Source organism: Collimonas sp. NPDC087041, assembly GCF_044745265.1.
In the GTDB taxonomy this organism is placed as follows: domain Bacteria; phylum Pseudomonadota; class Gammaproteobacteria; order Burkholderiales; family Burkholderiaceae_D; genus Collimonas.
Genome location: NZ_JBIUZX010000007.1, coordinates 147,089 through 169,400 on the forward strand (window position 1 = coordinate 147,089; position 22,312 = coordinate 169,400).

The 22,312-nt window shown below is 58.7% G+C and carries 17 protein-coding genes; 10 read left to right on the top strand and 7 right to left on the bottom strand.

Translation table 11 applies throughout. The features are described from left to right. Positions 1–43 precede the first annotated feature (43 nt). A complete protein-coding gene (gene gatB / locus ACIPF8_RS14760; RefSeq protein ID WP_400422178.1) occupies positions 44–1,504 on the top strand; it encodes an Asp-tRNA(Asn)/Glu-tRNA(Gln) amidotransferase subunit GatB in 1,461 nt (486 codons plus the stop codon). A 129-nt stretch (positions 1,505–1,633) separates the two neighbouring features. Here the strand turns inward: gatB and ACIPF8_RS14765 are convergent, their stop codons facing one another. Then, positions 1,634–2,278: a DUF4124 domain-containing protein gene (locus tag ACIPF8_RS14765; protein ID WP_400422181.1), complete on the bottom strand. Its 645-nt coding sequence runs from the start codon at positions 2,276–2,278 to the stop codon at positions 1,634–1,636. A 97-nt stretch (positions 2,279–2,375) separates the two neighbouring features. Beyond that, positions 2,376–3,041: an orotate phosphoribosyltransferase gene (gene pyrE, locus ACIPF8_RS14770; RefSeq protein ID WP_061534787.1), complete on the bottom strand. Its 666-nt coding sequence runs from the start codon at positions 3,039–3,041 to the stop codon at positions 2,376–2,378. A gap of 245 nt (positions 3,042–3,286) precedes the next feature. Here pyrE and ACIPF8_RS14775 point away from each other — a divergent pair, with 245 nt between their 5' ends. Next, a complete protein-coding gene (locus tag ACIPF8_RS14775; RefSeq protein ID WP_400422184.1) occupies positions 3,287–4,054 on the top strand; it encodes an exodeoxyribonuclease III in 768 nt (255 codons plus the stop codon). A 25-nt stretch (positions 4,055–4,079) separates the two neighbouring features. Here ACIPF8_RS14775 and ACIPF8_RS14780 read toward each other — a convergent pair whose 3' ends face one another. After that, complete coding sequence (locus tag ACIPF8_RS14780; RefSeq protein WP_400422187.1) at positions 4,080–4,844, bottom strand: class II glutamine amidotransferase; 765 nt, start codon at positions 4,842–4,844, stop codon at positions 4,080–4,082. Positions 4,845–5,176: 332 nt separating this feature from the next. Here ACIPF8_RS14780 and ACIPF8_RS14785 point away from each other — a divergent pair, with 332 nt between their 5' ends. Continuing rightward, entirely contained in the window at positions 5,177–6,235 is a 1,059-nt protein-coding gene (locus ACIPF8_RS14785; protein ID WP_400422190.1) for a BMP family ABC transporter substrate-binding protein, read from the top strand. Between the two features lie 119 nt (positions 6,236–6,354). Here the strand turns inward: ACIPF8_RS14785 and ACIPF8_RS14790 are convergent, their stop codons facing one another. Beyond that, complete coding sequence (locus ACIPF8_RS14790; protein WP_082797999.1) at positions 6,355–6,510, bottom strand: DUF3096 domain-containing protein; 156 nt, start codon at positions 6,508–6,510, stop codon at positions 6,355–6,357. 182 nt (positions 6,511–6,692) lie between these two features. On the opposite strand from ACIPF8_RS14790, the gene ACIPF8_RS14795 reads away from it, so the two are divergent. Then, a complete protein-coding gene (locus ACIPF8_RS14795; protein WP_400422447.1) occupies positions 6,693–6,959 on the top strand; it encodes a 2Fe-2S iron-sulfur cluster-binding protein in 267 nt (88 codons plus the stop codon). A gap of 88 nt (positions 6,960–7,047) precedes the next feature. Here ACIPF8_RS14795 and ACIPF8_RS14800 read toward each other — a convergent pair whose 3' ends face one another. Then, positions 7,048–8,082, bottom strand: coding sequence for a S1 family peptidase (locus ACIPF8_RS14800; RefSeq protein ID WP_400422194.1), 1,035 nt, complete (start codon positions 8,080–8,082; stop codon positions 7,048–7,050). A gap of 393 nt (positions 8,083–8,475) precedes the next feature. Next, on the bottom strand, positions 8,476–8,955 hold the full coding sequence (locus ACIPF8_RS14805) for an Lrp/AsnC family transcriptional regulator (RefSeq protein WP_098494415.1): 480 nt from the start codon (positions 8,953–8,955) through the stop codon (positions 8,476–8,478). Between the two features lie 236 nt (positions 8,956–9,191). Between ACIPF8_RS14805 and rocD the strand changes: the two genes are divergently transcribed. The 3 genes from rocD (at position 9,192) to metH (ending at position 15,204) form a co-directional block, all read left to right on the top strand. Continuing rightward, positions 9,192–10,430 (top strand): ornithine--oxo-acid transaminase, encoded by a 1,239-nt coding sequence (rocD, locus tag ACIPF8_RS14810; RefSeq protein WP_400422197.1) that lies wholly within the window; start codon positions 9,192–9,194, stop codon positions 10,428–10,430. Further along, complete coding sequence (locus ACIPF8_RS14815) at positions 10,427–11,305, top strand: dimethylarginine dimethylaminohydrolase family protein (protein ID WP_400422200.1); 879 nt, start codon at positions 10,427–10,429, stop codon at positions 11,303–11,305. Before rocD ends, ACIPF8_RS14815 begins: the two co-directional genes overlap by 4 nt. Positions 11,306–11,421: 116 nt before the next feature. Beyond that, positions 11,422–15,204 (top strand): methionine synthase, encoded by a 3,783-nt coding sequence (gene metH / locus ACIPF8_RS14820; RefSeq protein ID WP_400422202.1) that lies wholly within the window; start codon positions 11,422–11,424, stop codon positions 15,202–15,204. A 116-nt stretch (positions 15,205–15,320) separates the two neighbouring features. Here the strand turns inward: metH and ACIPF8_RS14825 are convergent, their stop codons facing one another. Then, the gene (locus tag ACIPF8_RS14825) at positions 15,321–16,622 is read right to left on the bottom strand and encodes an NCS2 family permease (RefSeq protein ID WP_400422448.1); all 1,302 of its coding nucleotides are present in this window, start codon (positions 16,620–16,622) and stop codon (positions 15,321–15,323) included. Positions 16,623–17,205: 583 nt separating this feature from the next. Between ACIPF8_RS14825 and xdhA the strand changes: the two genes are divergently transcribed. The 3 genes from xdhA (at position 17,206) to xdhC (ending at position 22,312) form a co-directional block, all read left to right on the top strand. Beyond that, on the top strand, positions 17,206–18,741 hold the full coding sequence (xdhA, locus tag ACIPF8_RS14830; RefSeq protein ID WP_400422205.1) for a xanthine dehydrogenase small subunit: 1,536 nt from the start codon (positions 17,206–17,208) through the stop codon (positions 18,739–18,741). A 64-nt stretch (positions 18,742–18,805) separates the two neighbouring features. Further along, positions 18,806–21,187 (top strand): xanthine dehydrogenase molybdopterin binding subunit, encoded by a 2,382-nt coding sequence (xdhB, locus tag ACIPF8_RS14835; RefSeq protein WP_400422208.1) that lies wholly within the window; start codon positions 18,806–18,808, stop codon positions 21,185–21,187. A 24-nt stretch (positions 21,188–21,211) separates the two neighbouring features. Beyond that, on the top strand, positions 21,212–22,312 hold the full coding sequence (xdhC, locus tag ACIPF8_RS14840) for a xanthine dehydrogenase accessory protein XdhC (RefSeq protein ID WP_400422211.1): 1,101 nt from the start codon (positions 21,212–21,214) through the stop codon (positions 22,310–22,312).

Below are 22,312 nucleotides of genomic sequence, written 5' to 3' on the forward strand. Positions count from 1 at the left end.
TGGGCACAGCTGTCTACCCTACTTAATAGATGAGGAAATAATTATGCAGTGGGAAGTCGTGATCGGTCTGGAAACGCATACGCAGCTCTCGACCAAGTCAAAAATTTTCAGCGGTGCATCGACTCAGTTCGGCGCTGCTCCCAACACCCAGGCCAGCCCGGTTGACCTGGCGTTGCCTGGCGTGCTGCCAGTACTGAATCGCGGCGCTGTGGAGCGCGCAATCCAGTTCGGCTTGGCGGTGAACGCGAAGATCGCGCCGCAATCGATTTTCGCGCGCAAGAACTACTTCTATCCCGACCTGCCGAAAGGCTACCAGATCAGCCAGTTTGAAATTCCGGTGGTGCAAGGCGGCAAAGTCTCTTTCGTATTGGAAAAAGACGGCAAAAGCGAGCTGCGCACTGTGCAACTGACGCGCGCTCATCTGGAAGAAGACGCCGGCAAATCGCTGCATGAAGACTACCAAGGTATGACCGGCATCGACCTCAACCGCGCCGGCACGCCGCTGCTGGAAATCGTCACCGAACCAGACATGCGCAGCGCTGCCGAAGCGGTCGCCTACGCCAAGGCCTTGCACTCGCTGGTGATGTGGCTCGGCATTTGCGACGGCAACATGCAGGAAGGCTCTTTCCGTTGCGACGCCAATGTATCGGTGCGTCCGGTCGGACAAGCTGCTTACGGCACCCGCAGCGAAATCAAGAACCTCAACTCCTTCCGCTTCCTCGAAGAAGCCATCAACTACGAAGTACGGCGCCAGATCGAACTGATCGAAGACGGCGGCACCGTGGTGCAGGAAACCCGCCTGTACGATCCGGACAAGAAAGAAACGCGCTCGATGCGCAGCAAGGAAGATTCGCAGGATTATCGCTACTTCCCGGATCCTGACTTGCCACCGCTGGCGATCAGCGCCGAATGGGTCGAGCGCGTGCGCGCCACCATGCCGGAATTGCCGGACGCGATGCGCGAGCGTTTCGTCAACGATTTCGGCTTGTCGGAATACGACGCTGCGGTGCTGACCCAGTCGAAAGCCATGGCGGGTTACTTTGAAGCGGTCACCGTCAAGGCCGGCAAGGAACAAGCCAAGCCTGCGGCCAACTGGTTGATGGGTGATGTCTCGTCGGCGTTGAACCGGGAAAATGTCGACATCGCCGATGCGCCTGTCAGCGCTGCGCAACTGGCGCTGCTGCTGCAACGGATCGCCGACGGCACCGTTTCCAACAAGATCGCCAAGGAAGTGTTTGGAGCGATGTGGGAAGCCAAGTCAACGCAGGAAAACCTGGCGGACGAGATCATCGAGAGCAAGGGACTGAAGCAGATTTCCGATAGCGGCGCGCTGGAAAAAATCATCGATGAAGTGCTGGCAGCGAATGCCAAGTCGGTCGAGGAATTCCGCGCCGGCAAGGAGAAGGCCTTCAATGCGCTCATCGGCCAGGCCATGAAAGCCACCAAGGGCAAGGCCAATCCGGCGCAATTGACCGAGCTGTTGAAGCAGAAACTGACGGCTTAAAAAACGGATCGCGGCATGGGCGCTAGGCGCCTGTGCCGCTCCCTGCTATTTGTTGCGCAGTATGCATGGGCGGGAAAGTCGTTGCCTACCCTACTTCTCTCGCTCGACAACGCCCTCACTGAATTCCGGCTAGCGCACGACCTGCGCGTCTGGCATCGTACTGACCAATTCCCGATAGTGCTTCAGCGTTTCATCATACTTGCCATTGATGCGCGCCAGCTCGGCCTGATGATCCGCCATGTTCTTCTGGTTGGCGGCGATGGCGCGGTTGGCCTCGTCCATCTTGTTGCGTAACTCTAAAGGCAAAGTCTTGCGGTTCTTATAAAACTCGGCTTCGGTATTGGCGGCTTTCAGCTGGTTGCGCGCATCGTCGATCATGGTCTGGTCGCGCTTGATCAAGTCTTGCGACAGCGACAGGTAGTAGCGGCGCGAATCCTCGATGTCGGTTTCGCTGCGATAGCGCGCCAGCAAAGCACGGTCCTGCTGACGCCGCTGCTCTTCCGCCGCCGCATCGGCCCTGCGCTTTTCATCCAGTGCTTGCTGCTGGCGCTTCTGTTCGGCAGTCAACGGCGCCGGAATTTCGCGCTTGACCACACCCATCTTGCTTAATTCGACGACTTTGCGGTCGGCGCACTCCGGCATCGGATGATCGCCGGTGACGGTGCGCCCGGCGGCATCCTTGCAGGTGTAAATCTGGCCGTGCGCCAGCAGCGGCAACAGGCCAGCAACCGTGCACAACGCAGCGCGTCCAAGAGTTATAGCAATCCGTTTCATTCCCATCATCCACGACATATGTCGACACACTTTTTCTATTTGTACAGCGCATAGAAAACGCCACAACCACGGCTTGTGTGTCGCATCAAGCCGCGGATCAGGCTACGCCATAGCGCTCCCGGTAAGCCGCCACTGCCGCCTTGTAGCGCGTCAGTTCCGCATTGGCGCCGGCGCCGGAAATGTATTCCAGCAAATCGTTCAGGTTGCCGATTGAAATCACCGGCATGCCATACGCCTTGGTCACTTCCTCGACTGCGGAATTGGCCGACAACGCATCGTCCTTGCCGGACCGTTCCATCCGGTCCAGCGCAATCACCACCGCACAAGGCGTGGCGCCAGCCGCGCGGATCATTTCTACCGATTCGCGCACCGAGGTTCCGGCCGAAATGACGTCGTCGATAATCAGCACGCGGCCCTTCAGTTCAGCGCCGACGATGTTGCCGCCTTCGCCATGGTCCTTGGCTTCTTTGCGGTTGTACGCAAACGGCACGTTGCGCCCTTCCGCCGCCAAGGCTACCGCCGTTGCCGATGCCAGCGTGATGCCCTTGTAGGCTGGCCCAAACAGCATATCAAATTGCAAACCCGAATCGATTAAGGTACGGGCATAAAATTGCGCCAGCTGGCCCAGTGCAGCGCCCTCGTTAAACATGCCCGCATTGAAGAAATACGGTGAGGTACGTCCTGCCTTGGTCACAAACTCGCCGAATCGCAACACCCCGGCCTTGACCGCGAATTCAATAAATTGTTGACGTAAATTGTTCAAAATGCATTCCAGACGGTTTAAGTTGACAAATTTTGTCGCTATTTGCCCCGCAAAAGCGACACCAAACCGCCATTTTAAATGGAGTTCATCCGATACACAGCAGTAAGTGCAAACACCGTGCCTGCCTTAAGGCAATGTTTTGACCCACGGTCCGCTGCGCCCGGCGCGCTGCCCAAGCGGAATCGGTTATGCTTGAGGCCTAGCCCGGCATCCGTGCCTTCCAATTTTTTTCATATCGACCAAACATGCCAAGAATCATTTCCGCCAACCTCAACGGTATCCGCTCAGCCGCAAGAAAAGGTTTCTTCGAGTGGATGGAGAAACAATCCGCCGATTTCGTCTGCGTCCAGGAGTTGAAGGCACAGGAAGCCGACATGACGCCTGAATTCCTTACCCCGAACGGATATCACGGTCACTTTCACTATGCGGAGAAGAAAGGCTATTCAGGCGTCGGCCTGTACAGCAAGCGCAAGCCGAATGCGGTGCGGATCGGTTTCGGCAATGCCGAGTTCGATGCCGAAGGACGCTACGTCGAGTGCGATTTCGGCGACCTGACCGTGATTTCGCTGTACTGCCCGTCCGGCTCGTCGAGCGAGGAACGGCAAATCGCCAAATTCCGTTTCATGGAAGCCTTCCTGCCGCATCTGCAGGAACTCAAGGCGAGTGGGCGCGAAGTCGTGATCTGCGGCGACTGGAATATCGCGCATCAGGAAATCGACCTGAAGAACTGGAAGGGCAACAAGAAGAATTCAGGTTTCCTGCCGGAAGAACGCGCCTGGCTGACGCAACTGTTCGAAGAAGTCGGCCTGGTCGACGCCTTCCGCAAGGTCGATAAACGCGATGAGCAGTACACCTGGTGGAGCAACCGCGGCCAGGCATGGGCCAAGAACGTCGGCTGGCGCATCGATTATCACATCACCACGCCCGGCATCGCAGCCCAGGCGCATACGGTTGGCATCTACAAGGATGAGCGCTTTTCCGACCACGCGCCGCTGACTATCGACTACTCGTAAAGCGCCGCTGGCGGCGACCGCAAACTCAAAGCGGCTCGCCGTCGACAAACACGATCAGCTCACCTTCGCCGAACTTGGTCCACACTTCATTGGTGGTCAACGGTTCGGTGACGATCACCGCGACCCGATCCTGCGGCGTGGTGACCTGCGAGAAATCAACGCTGACATCTTCATCCGACAGATGCGCTTCGGCGAATGGAAACTTGCGCACGATGTAGTACAGGTTGGTCGAGCAGTGGGTGAATAAGGCTGAGCCGTCCGACAGCATCATGTTGAAGGTGCCGTAGGCGGCGATTTCGCGCGTCAACTCGGTCAGCGCTACAGTCAGGTCAGCCTGTGCCGGTGGCGTATCGCCGAAACGTTGGCGCAATTGCTGCAGCAGATAGCAGAACGCCAGTTCGCTGTCGGTATTGCCGACCGGGCGATACGGGCCGTCGATGCGCGGCGCAAATTCCTTGAGGTCGCCGTTATGGGCGAACACCCAGTAGCGGCCCCACAACTCACGCACAAACGGATGGCAATTTTGCAAGGCAACCTGGCCTTGCGTCGCCTTGCGGATATGGGCAATGACGTTTTTCGACTTGATCGGACAGCGCCGGATCAGCTCAGCCACCGGCGATGCGATCGCCGCCTGATAATCGACGAAATGGCGCACCCCGCTGCCCTCGAAGAAGGCGATGCCCCAACCGTCGCTGTGATGGTCGGTCTGGCCGCCGCGTGTGGCAAAGCCGGTAAAACTGAACACAATGTCGGTCGGCACATTGCAGTTCATTCCAAGTAACTGACACATATTCCTAAACCAAATGAGATAAGGGGACCTCGAAAAACCTACTGCACGCTGCAATCTCGACACTGCGACGTTCGCTAGGCTTTTTTGAGGGCCCCATAAGCGAAATACAATCCGGTAACGGTATCACGCAGCAGCCGTAATAAAAAGTGAAATATGGTGACGCATTTCCGCTCCTCTTTCCAATTGCCGGTTGCACCTGGCGCCCGGCATATCAGTATCGCGCAATAGCTTGTATAGCGCCCTCCGAATGGCAACACCTCGCTTTGCCAGCAATATGTGCGGACAACTGCGTGCCGGCATCAGATCCGGCGCCTTATAAAAAGGAAGAGACAATGTCGCATATCCCCCATAGCTCCAAAATCAGGCAATCCCAACCGGCAAGCGCAGGCTCGACATGGCAGCGCCTGCTACTGACGCTAGGCCTGGCTCTCGGATGCATCGCCGGCACGATGGCTGCTGCGGCCGACCTGCCCAAGATCATTTATGTCAGGCCGGTGCCGAATAATGACGATGTCCTGCTCGCCCAAGGCAGCAGCGGCGTCAACAACGCCGCCAAGCTGTACCGGATGGAAGCGCTCACGCTCGAAAGCCAGGCGACCCGCGCCGGCCGCCTGCAGCAGCTCGATAACGCGGTCAAGCAAGGGGCCAGGATCGTGGTGGTGATGGGCATCGAGTTCAAGGACATCCTGGATGGCGTTGCGCGCCAGGCGCCGCAGACCCGTTTTTTGATTCTCGAACATTGCATCGACAACGCGGCAGCCAATGTCACCTGTATCACGTTCCGTGAAAACGAAGCCAGCTACCTGGCCGGCATGCAGGCGGCGCTGGCGTCGAACGGCGGCAAGATCGGCATGATTGGCGCCAGCAACACGGCCCTGCGCCAGAAAAACAGCGCAGCCTTCGCCAATGGCGCGCGCGCCGCCAAACCGGGGATTACGGTCCACGAAACATTGTGGCTGGAAGGCCCGCAGCCGTTCAACGATCCGCCTCGCGCAGAAACCTTGACGAAAACCATGCTCGGAGATGGCGTCGACGTGATCTGGGCCGCGGCCGCCGGCAGCAATTCCGGCGTATTCAAGGCACTGACCCCGCAAACGCGCGCCAAGGCAATTGGCAGCGGCAGCAACCAGTGCGTGCAGGCGCCGGGACGGGTACTCGATAACGTTGAGGTGCACGCCGACACCGCGATCACACTGGCCGTCGGCCTGCTGGTCAACGGCTCTACCGCACCGCGCTTTGACTTTGGACTGAAGGAAGGCGCAGTGACACTGACCGCACTCGGCCTGGATGCAGCTTACTCAGAATGCGACATCCTGCACCTGCGCCCGGTATTGCTCAAAGTGCGCGAAGCCAACAACGCCATCATCGGCGGCAAGCTAAAAATCGAATAAGCCGGCGCAAAGCAACGACAGCCCATCCAGTTGGATGGGCCTATGCCTGTCCGACGGTTCAGGTCTTCGACGATTTTTCGGTGGAATGGTATCGTATGCCGCGCGGGCAACAATGATGCTTAGTGCAGATGAAAATGACCTGTGCCGAACATACCTATCAGGCCGATGGCGATCAGGTAGAAGGCGACGATATAGTTCAGGAGTTTTGGCATGACCAGGATCAGGACGCCGGCGATCAGGGAAACCAGTGGAATGACCGAAAGGTGAATATTCATAGGCAATCTTTTTATGATGAGGAATGGCAAATACGCAACGCAACTTGAAAGCAAGGCCGACTGTCGCAGCCGGCCTCGGGATTTTACAAGACGTTGTCATCATACGGCTATTTGGAATAGCGGATTGAGAAAGCGCAATCATGTCGACTGACGACGAAAAATTCACAGTGCGCATCGCCGCAATGGACTGGACCTTCGAAACATCGGCCGCGATGCCGTTGCTGGAAGCGGCACGCCTGGCGCGGATCGATCTGCCGAGCTCCTGTCGCAATGGCACCTGCCGTACCTGCATGTGCCGCCTGCTCAGCGGCAGGATCAGTTACCGGATCGAGTGGCCCGGTCTGAGTAGCGATGAAAGAAAAGATGGCTACATCCTTCCCTGCATCGCTTTTGCGGAATCAGACTTGGTCATTGAGGAACCCAGAGCGCGCGCTCAGCGTAATTCGTAATTCAACATCACGCCACTACGCAAGATCCTGGTGCGCTTTGGTCGCGCCGCTGATCGCGCAATACGATATAGGCGGCGCAGCCCAAGCGTCAGGGGAATTCCGGTTCCACGCCGAGCGCAATCAGTTCCGGCGCGAATGGCTCCCAGAATCCCGGCGCCGTCAGATCGGTATAGAAATAGCCTCGATAGCTGGCGACGCCAATCTGCACAAGCTCCCCGTCAACGGGCAGGAAAAGCGGACCGCCGCTGCCGCCGCCTGAATAGCGATTGCCGCCGACACCAAAACCAGTGCCCGCGCAGATTGGCGGCGTCGGAACTGTCACCCTGAGACAGGTTTGTGCAACGTTTACTGTGGCGATGTTCTCGCGCAGGCGGATCGGCTGGCTATTGAGATTAAAGTAATCCGTCCACCCCCAGCCGGCCGTCATTGCACTCGCACCGACAATGGCCTGGCTCGGAGCAGCAACGCGGATCGGCGCGATCTGGTCCATCGGGATCGGTTCATTCAGCACGATAAGCGCCGCATCCTTGTTGTTGACGTATGGATTAGTGTTATCCAGATCATCGATGAGCTGTCCCGCCACCCATGTGTAGCCCGGGTGGCGCACAATCGTGTGCGCAGCTTTTTCAACGACGAGCGGAGGTTCCGTGCTGCGATCGGTTCGATTGAAAACCAGACGCCGGTCGAATGGCTCATATTCAACGGACACGCAGTGTGCTGCCGTCAGCACCAGTCGATCGCTGATGAGCGTGGCGCTACATCCGTGGCGCCATGGATCCGTGCTACCGACGGCGCGGCGTTCTATTTCGACCAGCCATGGGTATTTCCCATTCGGTACGTCAACCCCGCTGACGGTGGGTGGGCGCAGCGAGTCCCCCCAATATGGCGGGGAACCACCTGATGGCGAATAGCCGCCTGACGGAGAGTAATTACCGGATGGCGTGGTGCCGCCCGGTGGTGAGGTACCACCCGATGGGGAGGAGCCTTTATCGGAACCACCGCCACAGGCGCTCAAGACCACTGCTGCCGCTACGGCCACTGTACTTTTTGCAAAAGACATGTCGTCCTCCTTCTCGTCCACTTGGTCCACTGAATAAATGCGCTGGCGATTGTCTTCCAGCACTTGAATCGCCGCTTTTTGAGGCGACGAGAAATTGCTGTTTTAATAATAATCCGCCCGACAAAAGCCAAGTCCAGGAATGACTTTTTTAAGCAAAAAGAAGGTCATGTGAAGGCTTGATGGCGATCTGGCGTGCCCGCATTAAGCCAACGATCAGGCAGAGGACGGCGGATCGGCTAGGGCAATTTCGACGAATCGGTGGACGATGTTGGCGCCCGCCCTTTTAAAGGGAGGCGCCAGAAAAATTCAAGACTTGAACCTTGCGCAATAGCGGAAGGTAATCTCTGGCAAGAGCAGGATCATTGATGAAATTCGCAGGGAGATTGTCTTTACCGCATCATTTTCGATGCCTGCAAAGAAGACGCGATCGCATCGCGTTGCTGAGAATCCAGCGCCCTAATCCCCCAACGGCAGGGGACTGGACGGTTTGATCTCTTCCAGGCAAACCATCGAGCGTACCCCCGCCACTCCCGGCACCTGCATCAGGCGGTCGGTCAAGAATGCCGACAGCGATTTCAGATCGCTCGCCGCCACTTTCAGCAGATAGTCGAAATCCCCCGAAATCGTGTAGCACTCTAGGATTTCTGGAAACAGGCGAATCGCCTTTTCCAGCTTGCGCACCTGCTTGAACTGTTCACGCGCGATGTTCAGGTTGACGAAAGCCACCACGCCCAGCCCGATCGCCGCCGGCTCCACCTGCGCCGCATAGCCGCGGATGATGCCATCCTTCTCCAGCCGCTGGACCCGCCGGTAGCACTGCGGCGGCGATAGGTTCACCTGTTCGGACAATTCCACATTGGAGGCGCGGCCGTTGGCCTGCAGGGTCCGCAGCAGGATACGGTCATAGCGATCCAGTTTTTCCGTCTTATTTTCCATGCTTGTCTCCATATATGCACGATTCGTGCGTATTACATCGAATTCATGCGTCATTATGCACAAATATTTCCATCGCTTGTGATTATCATGTAGCCAGATGCAATACACCTATACAACAGCATTTTGCAGCTACCTCTAAGCGTCTCAGCCAGCGTCCGCCAGCGGATAAAAAGTCAGCGGCCCGTCCGCCTGTGACCAGGCTAGGTTTTTAGAAGTGGCCTCACCAGGAGCAGACCATGAAGAACCATGCAATAACTCTCGAAGACCGATACTGTGCGCACAACTATGAACCGCTGCCTGTCGTACTCAGCAGCGGCAAAGGCATCTGGCTGTGGGATCAGGACGGCAAGCGTTACATGGACATGATGTCGGCCTATTCCGCCGTCAGTTTTGGCCATAGCCATCCAACCCTGGTCGGCGCGCTGACCAAACAGGCGGCGCAGTTGGCGATCGTCTCGCGCGCCTTCTACAGCGACCAGCTTGGGCCGTTCCTGCAACTGCTGTGCGAAATGACCGGCATGCCGAAAGCGCTGCCGATGAACAGCGGCGCCGAAGCTGTCGAAACCGCGATCAAGGCGGCCCGCAAATGGGGCCACAAGGTGAAAGGCATTGCCGAAAACAGCGCTGAAATCATCGTTTGCCATGGCAATTTTTCCGGCCGCACCACGACCATTATCGGCTTCTCGTCGGAAGCCCAATACCGCGACGGCTTCGGCCCGTTTTCCGGTGGTTTCGCCAGCGTGCCGTTCGGCGATGCTGCCGCCATGGAAGCTGCGATTACGCCGCGCACCGCGGCCTTCCTGCTGGAACCGATCCAGGGCGAAGCCGGCATCATCGTACCGCCGGAAGGCTATTTGGCGAAATGCCGGGAAATCTGCGACCGTCACAACGTGCTGCTGATCTGCGACGAAGTCCAGACCGGCCTCGGCCGCACCGGCCGCCTGCTGGCCAGCGACCATGACGGCGTCAAACCGGATGGCCTGATCCTCGGCAAGGCGCTGGGCGGTGGCTTGCTGCCGGTGTCGGCCTTCCTGGCGCGCGAAGACTTGATGGCGGTGTTTACGCCTGGCGATCACGGCAGCACCTTCGGCGGTAATCCGCTGTCGGCAGCGGTCGGCCATGCCGCGCTGCGCTTGCTGCGTGATGAAAAACTGGCCGACAACGCCGAGCGCATGGGCGAACGCCTGCTGAGCGGATTGCGTGCGATCAAGCATCCCGCCATCCGGCAAATCCGCGGTAGAGGCCTGCTGATCGGCATGGATCTGGATCCTGCCTTTATCTCCGCGCGCGAATTCTGCGAACGCCTGATGGAGCAAGGCATCCTGTCGAAGGATACCCATGACACCGTGGTGCGTTTTGCGCCGCCGCTGATCATTACCGCCAACGACATCGACGCCGCACTGGAAGCGATTCGCCACACATTTACAACCATCGATACGCCTGCAACTCACCTGACCGAAAGGAGCTACGCATGACCAACCACCTGCTGGACCATACCGCGGAAGACACATTCTTGATGTGCGCTCCGGATCATTTTGAAGTGTCTTATGTCATTAATCCGTGGATGGCTGGCAATATTGCGCATGGCAACCGTAGCGTCGCCATGCAGCAATGGCAGGCGCTGGTGGACGCCATCAGCCAGGTGGCCAAAGTCAAGCTGATGCCGGCCATGCCGGGCGTGCCGGATCTGGTGTTTACCGCCAACGCCGGCGTCGTGCTGGGCAACAAGGTAGTGTTGTCGCGTTTCCGCCACGTTGAACGACAAGCTGAAGAAGTCTATTTCGACGCCGCCTTCACCGCGCATGGCTTTGAAGTGTTGACCCTGCCGCCAGAACTGCCGTTCGAAGGCGCCGGCGATGCGCTGATGGATCGTAGCGAAAACCTGTTGTGGTTCGGTCATGGCCACCGTTCGGATATCGCCTGCGCTACCCGTCTGTCGGAAATGCTGCAGATTGAAGTACAGCCGCTGAAACTGGTCGACGCCCGCTTCTACCATCTGGATACCTGCTTCTGTCCACTGGCCGGCGGCTACGTGATGTATTTCCCGGAAGCATTCGACGCCGCTTCGCAAGCCGCAATCACCGCCCGCGTGCCTGCCGACAAGCGCATCGTGGTCAGCAGCGAAGATGCCCTGCATTTTGCTTGCAATACCGTCAACTCGGGCCGCCATATCTTCCTGAACCAGGCGTCTCCGGCGCTGGTCGAGCAACTGCAAAGCCGCGGCTTCATCGTTCACCAGACCGCCCTGACCGAATTCCTGAAGGCTGGCGGCGCGGCAAAATGCCTGACCCTGAAGCTCAATGAACCACAACAAACGGTTGCGCGGGCAGTGGATCAGGAAGCAGCGTAATCAGCTATCAGAAATACGCAAGCCCTTGATTTAACGTATAATTTCTGGCATTGCCATTGCAAAAAACCCGGCGCTATCGGCGACCGGGTTTTTTGCGTCCCTGACCAGAGTACCCCATGACACTTGCCGTGACGCCTTCAGCAACCACTTCGACCGCTTCGATCAATCCCACCGAAACCCGCCTGCGCGAGCTGCTGGCGCAACGCATCCTGATCCTGGATGGTGCGATGGGCACCATGATCCAGCAATACAAGCTGACGGAAGAAGATTACCGTGGCGGTCCCAGCGGCCGTTTCATCGATTTCACCGGGCCGGGCCGTGAGCTGTTCGTCAAGGGCAACAATGAATTGCTGTCGCTGACCCAGCCGCACGTCATCAGCGAAGTGCACGAGCAATACCTGGCGGCCGGCGCCGACCTGATCGAGACCAACACCTTCGGCGCCACCACGGTCGCGCAAGATGACTATCACATGGCCCATCTTGCTTACGAAATGAACGTGGTGTCGGCCAAGCTGGCGCGCGCCGCCTGCGATAAATATTCGACACCGGACAAGCCGCGCTTCGTCGCCGGCGCCCTCGGCCCGACACCGAAAACCGCGTCGATCTCGCCTGACGTCAACGATCCGGCGGCGCGCAATGTCACGTTCGACCAACTGGTCGCCGCCTACCTGGAGCAAACCCGCGGCCTGGTCGAAGGCGGCGCTGATGTGCTGTTGGTCGAAACCATCTTCGACACCTTGAATTGCAAGGCGGCGCTGTTCGCCATCGATACCTTCTTCGAAGAATCTGGCCTGCGCTTGCCGATCATGATTTCCGGCACCGTCACCGACGCTTCCGGCCGTATCCTCTCGGGCCAGACCGTGCCTGCCTTCTGGAATTCGATCCGCCATGCCAAGCCGCTCACCGTCGGCCTCAACTGCGCGTTAGGTGCGGCGCTGATGCGTCCTTATGCGGAAGAATTGTCGAAGATCGCCGACACCTTCGTCTGTATCTATCCAAACGCCGGCCTGCCCAATCCGATGAGCGACACCGGCTTCGATGAAACACCGGACGTGACTTCCTCATTGTTGAAGGATTTCGCCGAAAGCGGCTTCGTCAATATCGCCGGCGGCTGCTGCGGCACCACGCCGCCGCACATCAAGGCGATTGCCGACACCGTGACCAAGATTCCGCCGCGCACCGTGCCGGAAACCACGCATGAAATGCGGTTGTCGGGACTGGAGCCATTCACCATCGACGACAACTCGCTGTTCGTCAACGTCGGCGAGCGTACCAACGTCACCGGTTCCAAAGCATTCGCCCGGCTTATCCTCAACGAGCAGTACGACGAAGCATTAGCGGTGGCGCGCCAGCAGGTGGAGAACGGCGCCCAGGTGATCGACATCAACATGGATGAAGCGATGCTGGATTCGATCGCCGCCATGCAGCGCTTCCTCAACCTGATCGCATCCGAACCGGATATCGCACGCGTACCGATCATGATCGACTCCTCGAAATGGACAGTGATCGAAGCCGGCCTCAAATGCGTGCAAGGCAAGGCGGTGGTCAACTCGATTTCGATGAAGGAAGGCGAACCGGAATTCCTGCGCCAGGCCAAGCTGTGCCGGCGCTACGGTGCGGCGGTGATCGTGATGGCCTTCGATGAAAAAGGCCAGGCCGATACTTTCGAACGCAAGATCGAAATTTGCGAGCGCGCTTATCGGTTACTGGTGGACCAGATCGGCTTCCCGCCGGAAGACATCATTTTCGATCCGAACATTTTCGCAATCGCCACTGGCATCGAAGAGCACAACAACTACGCGGTTGATTTCATCAACGCCACGCGCTGGATCCGCGAGAACCTGCCGCATGCCAAGATCAGCGGCGGCGTCTCCAACGTCAGCTTCAGTTTCCGCGGCAACGATCCGGCGCGTGAAGCGATCCACACGGTGTTCCTGTATCACGCGATCAAGGCCGGCATGACCATGGGCATCGTCAACGCCGGCATGATGGGCGTCTACGACAACCTGCCTGCAGAGCTACGCGAACGGGTCGAAGACGTGGTGCTGAACCGCCGTGAAGACGCCACCGAGCGCATGATCGAAATTGCCTCGACCCTGAAAGCCGGCGACAAGAAAGAAGAAGCCACGCTGGAATGGCGCAGCGGCACTGTGCAGCAGCGGCTGGCCCATGCGCTGGTGCAAGGCATCACGCAATGGATCGTCGAAGACACCGAGGAAGCGCGCCAGGAATTGCTGAACAACGGCGGCCGCCCGATCCATGTGATCGAAGGGCCGCTGATGGATGGCATGAACATCGTCGGCGACCTGTTCGGCCAGGGCAAGATGTTCCTGCCGCAGGTGGTGAAATCGGCGCGCGTGATGAAGCAGGCGGTGGCGCATCTGATTCCGTACATCGAGGAAGAGAAGCGGCTGCATGAAGAATTGACCGGCATCGCTGCCAAACCGAAGGGCAAGATCGTCATCGCCACGGTCAAGGGCGACGTCCACGACATCGGCAAGAACATCGTCTCGGTGGTCCTGCAATGTAATAACTTTGAAGTAGTGAATATGGGCGTGATGGTGCCGTGCTCGGAAATCCTGGCGATGGCCAAGGCCGAGAATGCCGACATCATCGGCCTGAGCGGCCTGATCACGCCGTCGCTGGAAGAAATGGCTTACGTCGCCAAGGAAATGCAGCGCGACCCGTACTTCCGCAGCGTCAAGATGCCGTTGCTGATCGGCGGCGCCACCACCAGCCGCGCCCATACCGCGGTCAAGATCGCGCCGAATTACGATGGCCCGGTGGTGTATGTGCCGGACGCTTCACGTTCGGTGTCGGTGGCGCAATCGCTGCTGACGCCGGAACAGCGCGACCAGTACATCGAGGAAATCGCGGTCGATTACGAACGCATCCGCGAACAACACGCCAACAAGAAAGCCGTGCCGTTGCTGTCGCTGGCTGCTGCGCGCGAGAATCGTACCAAGCTCGAGTTTGCGCCAGTCAAACCCAAGTTCATCGGTCGCCGCGTTTTCAAGAATGTCGATCTCGGCACGCTGGCGCGCTACATCGACTGGGGTCCGTTCTTCCAGACCTGGGACCTGGCTGGTCCGTACCCGGCGATCCTGACCGATGAAGTGGTCGGTGAAGCCGCCAGCAAGGTATTCGAAGAAGGCCAGGCGCTATTGAAGAAGCTGATCGATGGCCGCTGGCTGACCGCCAACGGCGTCATAGCGCTGATGCCGGCCAACACGGTCAACGATGACGACATCGAAATCTATACCGATGACACCCGCAGCAAAGTCGCGTTCACCTATTACGGCTTGCGCCAGCAAACCGTCAAGCCGGTGATCGATGGCGTCGCCCGGCCGAACCAGTGCCTGTCCGATTTCATTGCACCGAAATCGTCCGGCATTGCCGACTACATCGGCCTGTTCGCCGTGACCAGCGGCATTGGCATTGAAAAGTACGAGAAGCGTTTTGAAGATGCGCATGACGATTACTCGTCGATCATGCTGAAATCACTGGCCGATCGCCTGGCGGAAGCGTTTGCCGAATACATGCATGAGCGGGTGCGCAAGGATTTGTGGGGCTATGTGCCTGATGAAGAATTGTCCAACGAAGCCCTGATCAAGGAAAAGTACAGCGGCATCCGCCCTGCTCCCGGCTATCCGGCGTGTCCGGAACACACGGTCAAGGCCGACATGTTCCAGCTGCTGCAATGCGACGAGATCGGCATGCAGGTGACGGAGTCCTTCGCCATGTTCCCGGGCGCCGCCGTCTCCGGCTTCTACTTCGCCCATCCGGAATCGAAGTACTTCGTGGTCGGCAAGATCGGTGACGACCAGGTCAGCGACATGGCGGCAAGGCGCGATGTGCCGAAGGAAGATGTCGAGCGCTGGCTGGCGCCCAATCTGTAACCGATATCGTAGGGTGGGCAGGTTTTTCTGCCCACGCGGTACGCCTATATCATGCGATCAACGGATCGCGAAGTTCCGCCTGGGCACGCGTGCCCACGCTACGTTGTCAATCGTTGTCAATCGCCACCCAGATGGATGAACTTGAACAGGAAGATCGCAGCGATCACCCACACCATCACCGGCACCTGCTTGGCACGCCCGGTGAACAGCTTCAGCGCCGCATATGAAATGAAACCGAAGGCGATGCCGTTGGCGATCGAATAGGTGAAAGGGATCATCAGTATGGTGATCACGGCAGGCACGCTTTCAGTGCTGTCTTCCCAATTCAGATGCACCACTTCACGCAGCATCAGGCCGGCGACATAAAACAAGGCCGGCGCCGTTGCGTAGGCCGGTACCGCGCCGGCCAGCGGTGAAATGAACAGGCAAGCCAGGAACAGGATGCCGACCGCCATCGACGTCAGTCCGGTGCGTCCGCCGGCCTGCACGCCCGCCGCGCTTTCGACATAGGCGGTGGTGCTGGAGGTGCCCAGCATGGTGCCGGCCACAATCGCCGTACTGTCGGCCAGCAAGGCTTTGTTGAGGCGCGCCATCTTGCCGTTGACCAGCAAGCCGGCACGGTTCGCCACGCCCATCATGGTGCCGGTGGCGTCGAACATCTCAACCAGGAAAAACACCAACACGATGTTCAGGATACCCATCGACAAGGCGCCCATGATGTCGAGCTTGAACAAGGTCGGCTCTATCGATGGCGGCATCGCCACCACGCCGTTGAAGGTATTGCCGCCAACCACAAAGCTGAGCACGGTCACGGTCAGGATACCGATCAGGATCGCGCCCTTGACCTTGAGGTGATCCAGCACCACGATCAGCAGGAAACCGAGGATCGACAAGATCACCGGAATTTTATGCAGGTCGCCGATTTGCACGAAGGTCGCAGGATTCGCCACCACCAGGCCCGAGCTCTTCAGTGCGATGAAGCCAAGGAACAGGCCAATGCCAGCGGTGATTGCAATCCGTATCGTCGGCGGAATGCCGTTGACGATCATGCCGCGAATGCCGACCAGGCTGACGATGATGAACAGGCAGCCGGAAATGAACACGGCGCCTAGCGCCACTTCCCACGACACACCCATGCCCTTAACCACCGCGTAGGCGAAGTAGGCATTGAGCCCCATGCCGGGCGCCAGGGCAATCGGATAGTTGGCGTACAAGGCCATGATCAGCGTACCGATGGCGGCGGCAACACAGGTCGCAACAAATACTGCGCCCTTCGGCATGCCGGCATCGCCGAGGATCGCTGGATTGACGAAGATGATGTAAGCCATCGTCAAGAAAGTGGTCAATCCGGCAATCAATTCCGTGCGGACGTCGGTGCCGTTTTCTTTCAGCTTGAAGAATTTTTCCAGAAATTGCATGGTCATGTCCCCTTTTTTATTGTGTAGAGACTGTCACGGCAAACTCGAATGCCGTTGATTTGCCATGACAAAGCGACATCGGCAACTCTGGTTTCTGCTCTATTCCGGTGAGGGAATTGGCGCCATTTTGGGGAAAACCGCGTCGCCGCGATGGGTTACTGAATGGGGTCAAGATAATGCTCCGAGATAAATATTGATTATTCCAGCGAGATGATAACCGGTCCCGGCGCGGCATAGCGGGGATTCACGCCGACAAATGATGCTCCTGAAACCTAATTAATTATCTGAGCGACCACATTTTCCGCGTTTGGTCATTGAATGAATTATCAAAAAAATACCAAACCAAACGGCACCATTCATGTGCATCGATATGCGTTGAATGGAATTACTTATTCTTTCTCTATTCCATATTGCAGATAATTGACATTAGCCCTTTCGCTATATAGACGACCGGCGCAAATGCTAATCTGCGATCATAATTAATAGGCCGTTGCAAAGCTCTTCTAGTTATCAGTACCGCACCCCGGCAAACCAGGCAATACGGTCAACAAGGCAGAAGTTTTGCAATAGTCGCCCATCCAGAATGGAGATCGTCTTGTCTACGTCCGCATCCAAATCCACGGCCGAAAATGTCATCCGTTTCTACTACCGTGGCGCAGTCCACACAGTGGATCAGGCCGCGCCTACCCGCACCATCCTGCAACACCTGCGTGAAGACCTTCACTGCACCGGCAGCAAGGAAGGCTGTGCGGAAGGCGATTGCGGCGCCTGCACGGTTGTCATCGGCGAACAGACTGCGGACGGCGTCACGCTGAAATCGGTCAACTCCTGCATTCAATTCCTGCCGACACTGGATGGCAAAGCCTTGTATACAGTCGAAGACCTGAAGCAAAACGACGGCGGCCTGCATCCAGTGCAACAGGCGATGGTCGAATGCCACGGTTCGCAATGCGGCTTCTGCACACCGGGCTTCGTGATGTCGCTGTGGGACCTGTACCTGAAGAACGACGGCAGCCAGGCGCCATCCTGCAAATCGGCAGGCGCATGTCAGCCGCTGCAACGCAAGGACATTGACATCGCTCTATCCGGCAATCTGTGCCGCTGCACCGGCTACCGGCCGATCATCGACGCTGCGCACCGGATGGGCGAATTGCCCGCGGTCGGCTTCGATCGCCAGGCATTGGAACAGGCGCTGCAACCGCTGCAACGCGACGAGATGTTCACCTACCGCCACGAAGGCCAGACTTTTTACGCGCCGCGCACGCTGGCGCAACTGGTGGAAGTACGGGCCGCCTACCCTGCTGCACGCATCCTGGCCGGTTCGACCGATGTCGGCCTGTGGGTCACCAAGCAAATGCGCGACCTGGGCGACATCATCTATCTCGGCCAGGTGGCCGAATTGAACGCCCTGGCGGTGCGCGACCAGCAGCTCGAAATCGGCGCCGGCGTGACGCTGAATGACGCCTATGCCGAGATCTGCAAGCACTACCCTGAGTTATCCGAGATGTGGCAACGCTTTGCCTCGCTGCCGATCCGCAATGCCGGCACGCTGGGCGGCAATGTCGCCAATGGTTCGCCAATCGGCGATTCGCCACCATGGCTGATCGCGCTCGGCGCGCAAGTCGTGTTGCGCGGCCCTGCCGGACAACGCGTGATGCCGCTGGAAGCGCTCTACCTCGATTACATGAAGAAAGACATGCAGGCCGACGAGTTCGTCGAGGCGGTACGGATTCCATTGCCGCACGCCGGGCAACGCTTCCGCACCTACAAACTGGCCAAGCGCTTCGACCAGGATATTTCCGCAGTCTGCGCCGCGTTTTCAGTCACGCTCGATGGCGACAAGATCAGCGATATCCGCATCGCCTTCGGCGGCATGGCGGCAACTCCGAAACGCGCCGCCCTGACTGAAGCTGCATTGCGCGGCCAGGTCTGGAGCGAAACAGTATTGGAAAAGGCCGTTGCCCTGATGACGGACGATTACAAGCCGCTGAGCGACATGCGCGCTTCCAGTGAATACCGGATGAAGACTTCGCAAAACCTGTTGCGCCGCTTCTGGCTGGAAACCCGTGTCGATGCGCCATTGCGGACCGATCAGGTGAATCCTTTCGTGTGTGCTTGAGACAGCGCCATCGCCCACGAAAAAGACAACCGAGCCATAACTGAGACATTGCGAGTGAAACGGCATGAATAAGCAAACCGAAGATTTTATGAAAACCAATGCACCGGCGCAAAACGGAAGCGCGGCCTGGGCGGAAGTCGGGCAATCGCATCCGCACGAATCGGCGATCCTGCATGTACTGGGCGAAGCCACTTACACCGACGACATCCCGGAAGCGCAAGGCACGCTGCACGCCGCGCTCGGCATGTCGCAAAAGGCCCATGCCCGTATCCGCTCGATCAACCTGGATGCAGTACGCAGTGCGCGCGGCGTGGTCTCGGTCCTGACCGCTGCCGATATTCCGGGCACCAACGATTGCGGCCCGATCATTCACGACGATCCGATCCTGTCCGAAGGCCTGGTCGAATATGTCGGCCAGCCAATCTTCGTGGTCATCGCCGACACGCATGACAACGCCCGACGCGCAGTGCGCAAGGTGGTCATCGATTACGAAGAATTGCCGGCCATCCTGACGCCGCAAGCTGCGCACGCAGCGAAATCGTATGTGCTGCCGCCGATGCGCCTGACGCGTGGCGATGCGCAAAAGGCTTTTGAAACAGCGCCGAACCGCGTCAGCGGCCAGCTATATGTCGGCGGCCAGGAACAGTTTTACCTGGAAGGCCAGATTTCCTACGCCATCCCGAAAGAACAGAACGGCATGCTGGTGCTGTGCTCGACCCAGCACCCGACCGAAATGCAGCACGTGGTCGCACATGCGCTCGGCGTGCATTCACACAATATCGTGGTCGAATGCCGGCGCATGGGCGGTGGCTTTGGCGGCAAGGAATCGCAATCGGCCTTGTGGGCTGCGGTAGCGGCAATCAGCGCGGCAAAGCTGAAGCGTCCGGTCAAGCTGCGCGCTGACCGCGACGACGACATGATGGTCACCGGCAAGCGCCACTGCTTCCACTACGACTATGAAGTCGGTTACGACGACACCGGTCGCATCGTCGCCGCCCGCGTCGAGATGGTCAGCCGCGCCGGCTTCTCGACCGACTTGTCGGCGCCGGTGGCAACCCGCGCGGTCTGCCACTTCGACAATACCTATTACCTGTCCGATGTCGACATCAAGGCCATGTGCGGCAAGACCAATACCCAATCGAATACCGCGTTCCGCGGCTTCGGCGGCCCGCAAGGCGCGATTGCGATCGAATACATTGTCGATGAAATCGCCCGCAACCTGGGTCGCGACGCACTCGATATCCGCAAGCTGAACTTCTACGGCCGTAACGATGAAGAAGGCCGCAACGTCACCCAGTACGGCCAGAAAATCGTCGACAACGTGATCCATGAACTGGTCGCCGAACTCGAAGCCACCAGCGAATACCGTCAACGCCGCGCCGCTGTCGAGGCGTTCAATGCTTCCAGCCCGGTATTGAAGAAAGGCCTGGCGCTGACGCCGGTCAAATTCGGCATCGCCTTCAACGTGACGCACTTCAACCAGGCCGGCGCGCTGGTTCACGTATATACCGACGGCTCCGTGCTGGTCAATCACGGCGGTACCGAAATGGGCCAGGGCATCAACACCAAGGTTGCACAGGTGGTGGCCCACGAACTCGGGATTCCGCTGGAGCTGGTGCGCGTCACCGCTACCGACACCAGCAAGGTGGCGAATACTTCAGCTACCGCAGCATCCACCGGCGCCGACCTGAACGGCAAGGCAGCGCAAAATGCAGCGCATACCATTCGCCAGCGCCTGGCGGAATTTTTCGCCAAGCTGCATAACGGCGATGCCAAGGAAGTGACGTTCTCCGCTGGCGCCGTGCATCTGGGTGAGCACAGCCTGCCGTTCGGCGAACTGACGCAGAAAGCCTATCTGTCACGGGTACAGCTGTGGTCCGACGGCTTCTACGCGACGCCCGGCCTGCACTGGGATCCGAAAACCATGAATGGCCGGCCGTTCTCGTACTTCGCTTACGGCGCCTCGGTATCGGAAGTGGTGGTCGACACCTTTACCGGCGAATGGAAGTTGCTGCGTGCCGACGCGCTGTACGACGCCGGTCAGTCCTTGAATCCGGCATTGGATATCGGCCAGGTCGAAGGAGCCTTCATTCAGGGCATGGGCTGGCTGACCACGGAAGAACTGTGGTGGAACAAGGACGGCAAGCTGATGACGCATGCACCGTCGACCTACAAGATTCCCGGTATTTCCGATTGCCCGCAGGATTTCCGCGTCAAGCTGTTCAAGAACCGCAACGTCGAAGACAGCATCCACCGCTCCAAGGCGGTCGGCGAACCGCCGCTGCTGCTGCCGTTCTCGGTGTTTTTTGCGATCCGCGACGCCGTCGCCAGCGTCGGCGGCAACCGCTTCAATCCGCCGCTGAATGCACCAGCGACCAGCGAAGCGATTCTGAAATCGGTCGATGCGGTACGCGCCCTGGCTGCGGCCAAGTCGAACGCGGCCTGATCCGTTACTTTCGGGAGCCTCATCATGAGCAACTGGCTGGATGCACTCACCACGCTGATCACGCAAGCTTCGCAACCCGCGACGGCGATTTTGATTACCGTGGCGCAGGTCGAAGGTTCGGGGCCGCGTGAGCCGGGCGCAAAAATGGTAGTCACCACGGTCGGCCAGTTCGACACCATCGGCGGCGGCCACCTGGAATTGCAGGCGATCCGGATCGCCCGCGACATGCTGGCCGAAGGTTTATCGTTAAGCCGGGAACGTCGCTTGCAGCGCTTTTCCCTCGGCCCGTCGCTGGGCCAGTGCTGTGGCGGCGTCGTGCATCTGGCGTTTGAACGCGTGACCAATGCATCGGCCGACTACTATGGCTTCCTGCAACGCCGTTTGCGCAATGCCGAAGACAGCTGGCGTTTGGTGGCGATGGATGACGATGCACCGCCGACGCTGTGCGACTCGGATGGCGAACGCCTGCACGGACCGGGGCGCTTGCCGACCCTGCCGGCGTTATCGGCACCGGCAATCGCACCGCAAGGCCAATGCCTGATTCTGCGCGACGACAATAGCGGCCGCTGGTTGCTCGATGCTTGCCTGGCGACACGGCCGCAACTGTTCCTGTTCGGCGCCGGCCACGTCGGTGCGGCGATCGTCAAGGCGCTCGGCGATCTACCTTGCCGTGTGGTCTGGATCGACGAACGGGAAGAAATGTTCCCCGACGAACTTCCGGCCAACGTCAGCATGGAAGCGACCGATACACCGGAAGCGCTTGTCGATGGCGCCCCAGACGGTTCCAGCTTCCTGGTCATGACGCATAATCACGCGCTCGATCAGCGCTTGTCGGCGCAGATCCTGCAACGCGATGGCGTCGCCTGGTTCGGCCTGATCGGCTCCAAGACCAAACGCATGCAATTCGAGCACCGCCTGCAGGAACGGGGCATTTCCGCTGAACGCCTGGCTGACATGGTCTGTCCAATCGGCATTGCGGGCATCGTCGGCAAGGAACCGGCCGTCATCGCGGTCTCGGTTACCGCGCAATTGCTGCAGGTCTGGGAGCAGATTGCCAAACAACAGAAAGCTGCATCGACGGCGCCGCAATTGCGCTTGCAAGAGCAGGTTGTCGGCGCCATCTAA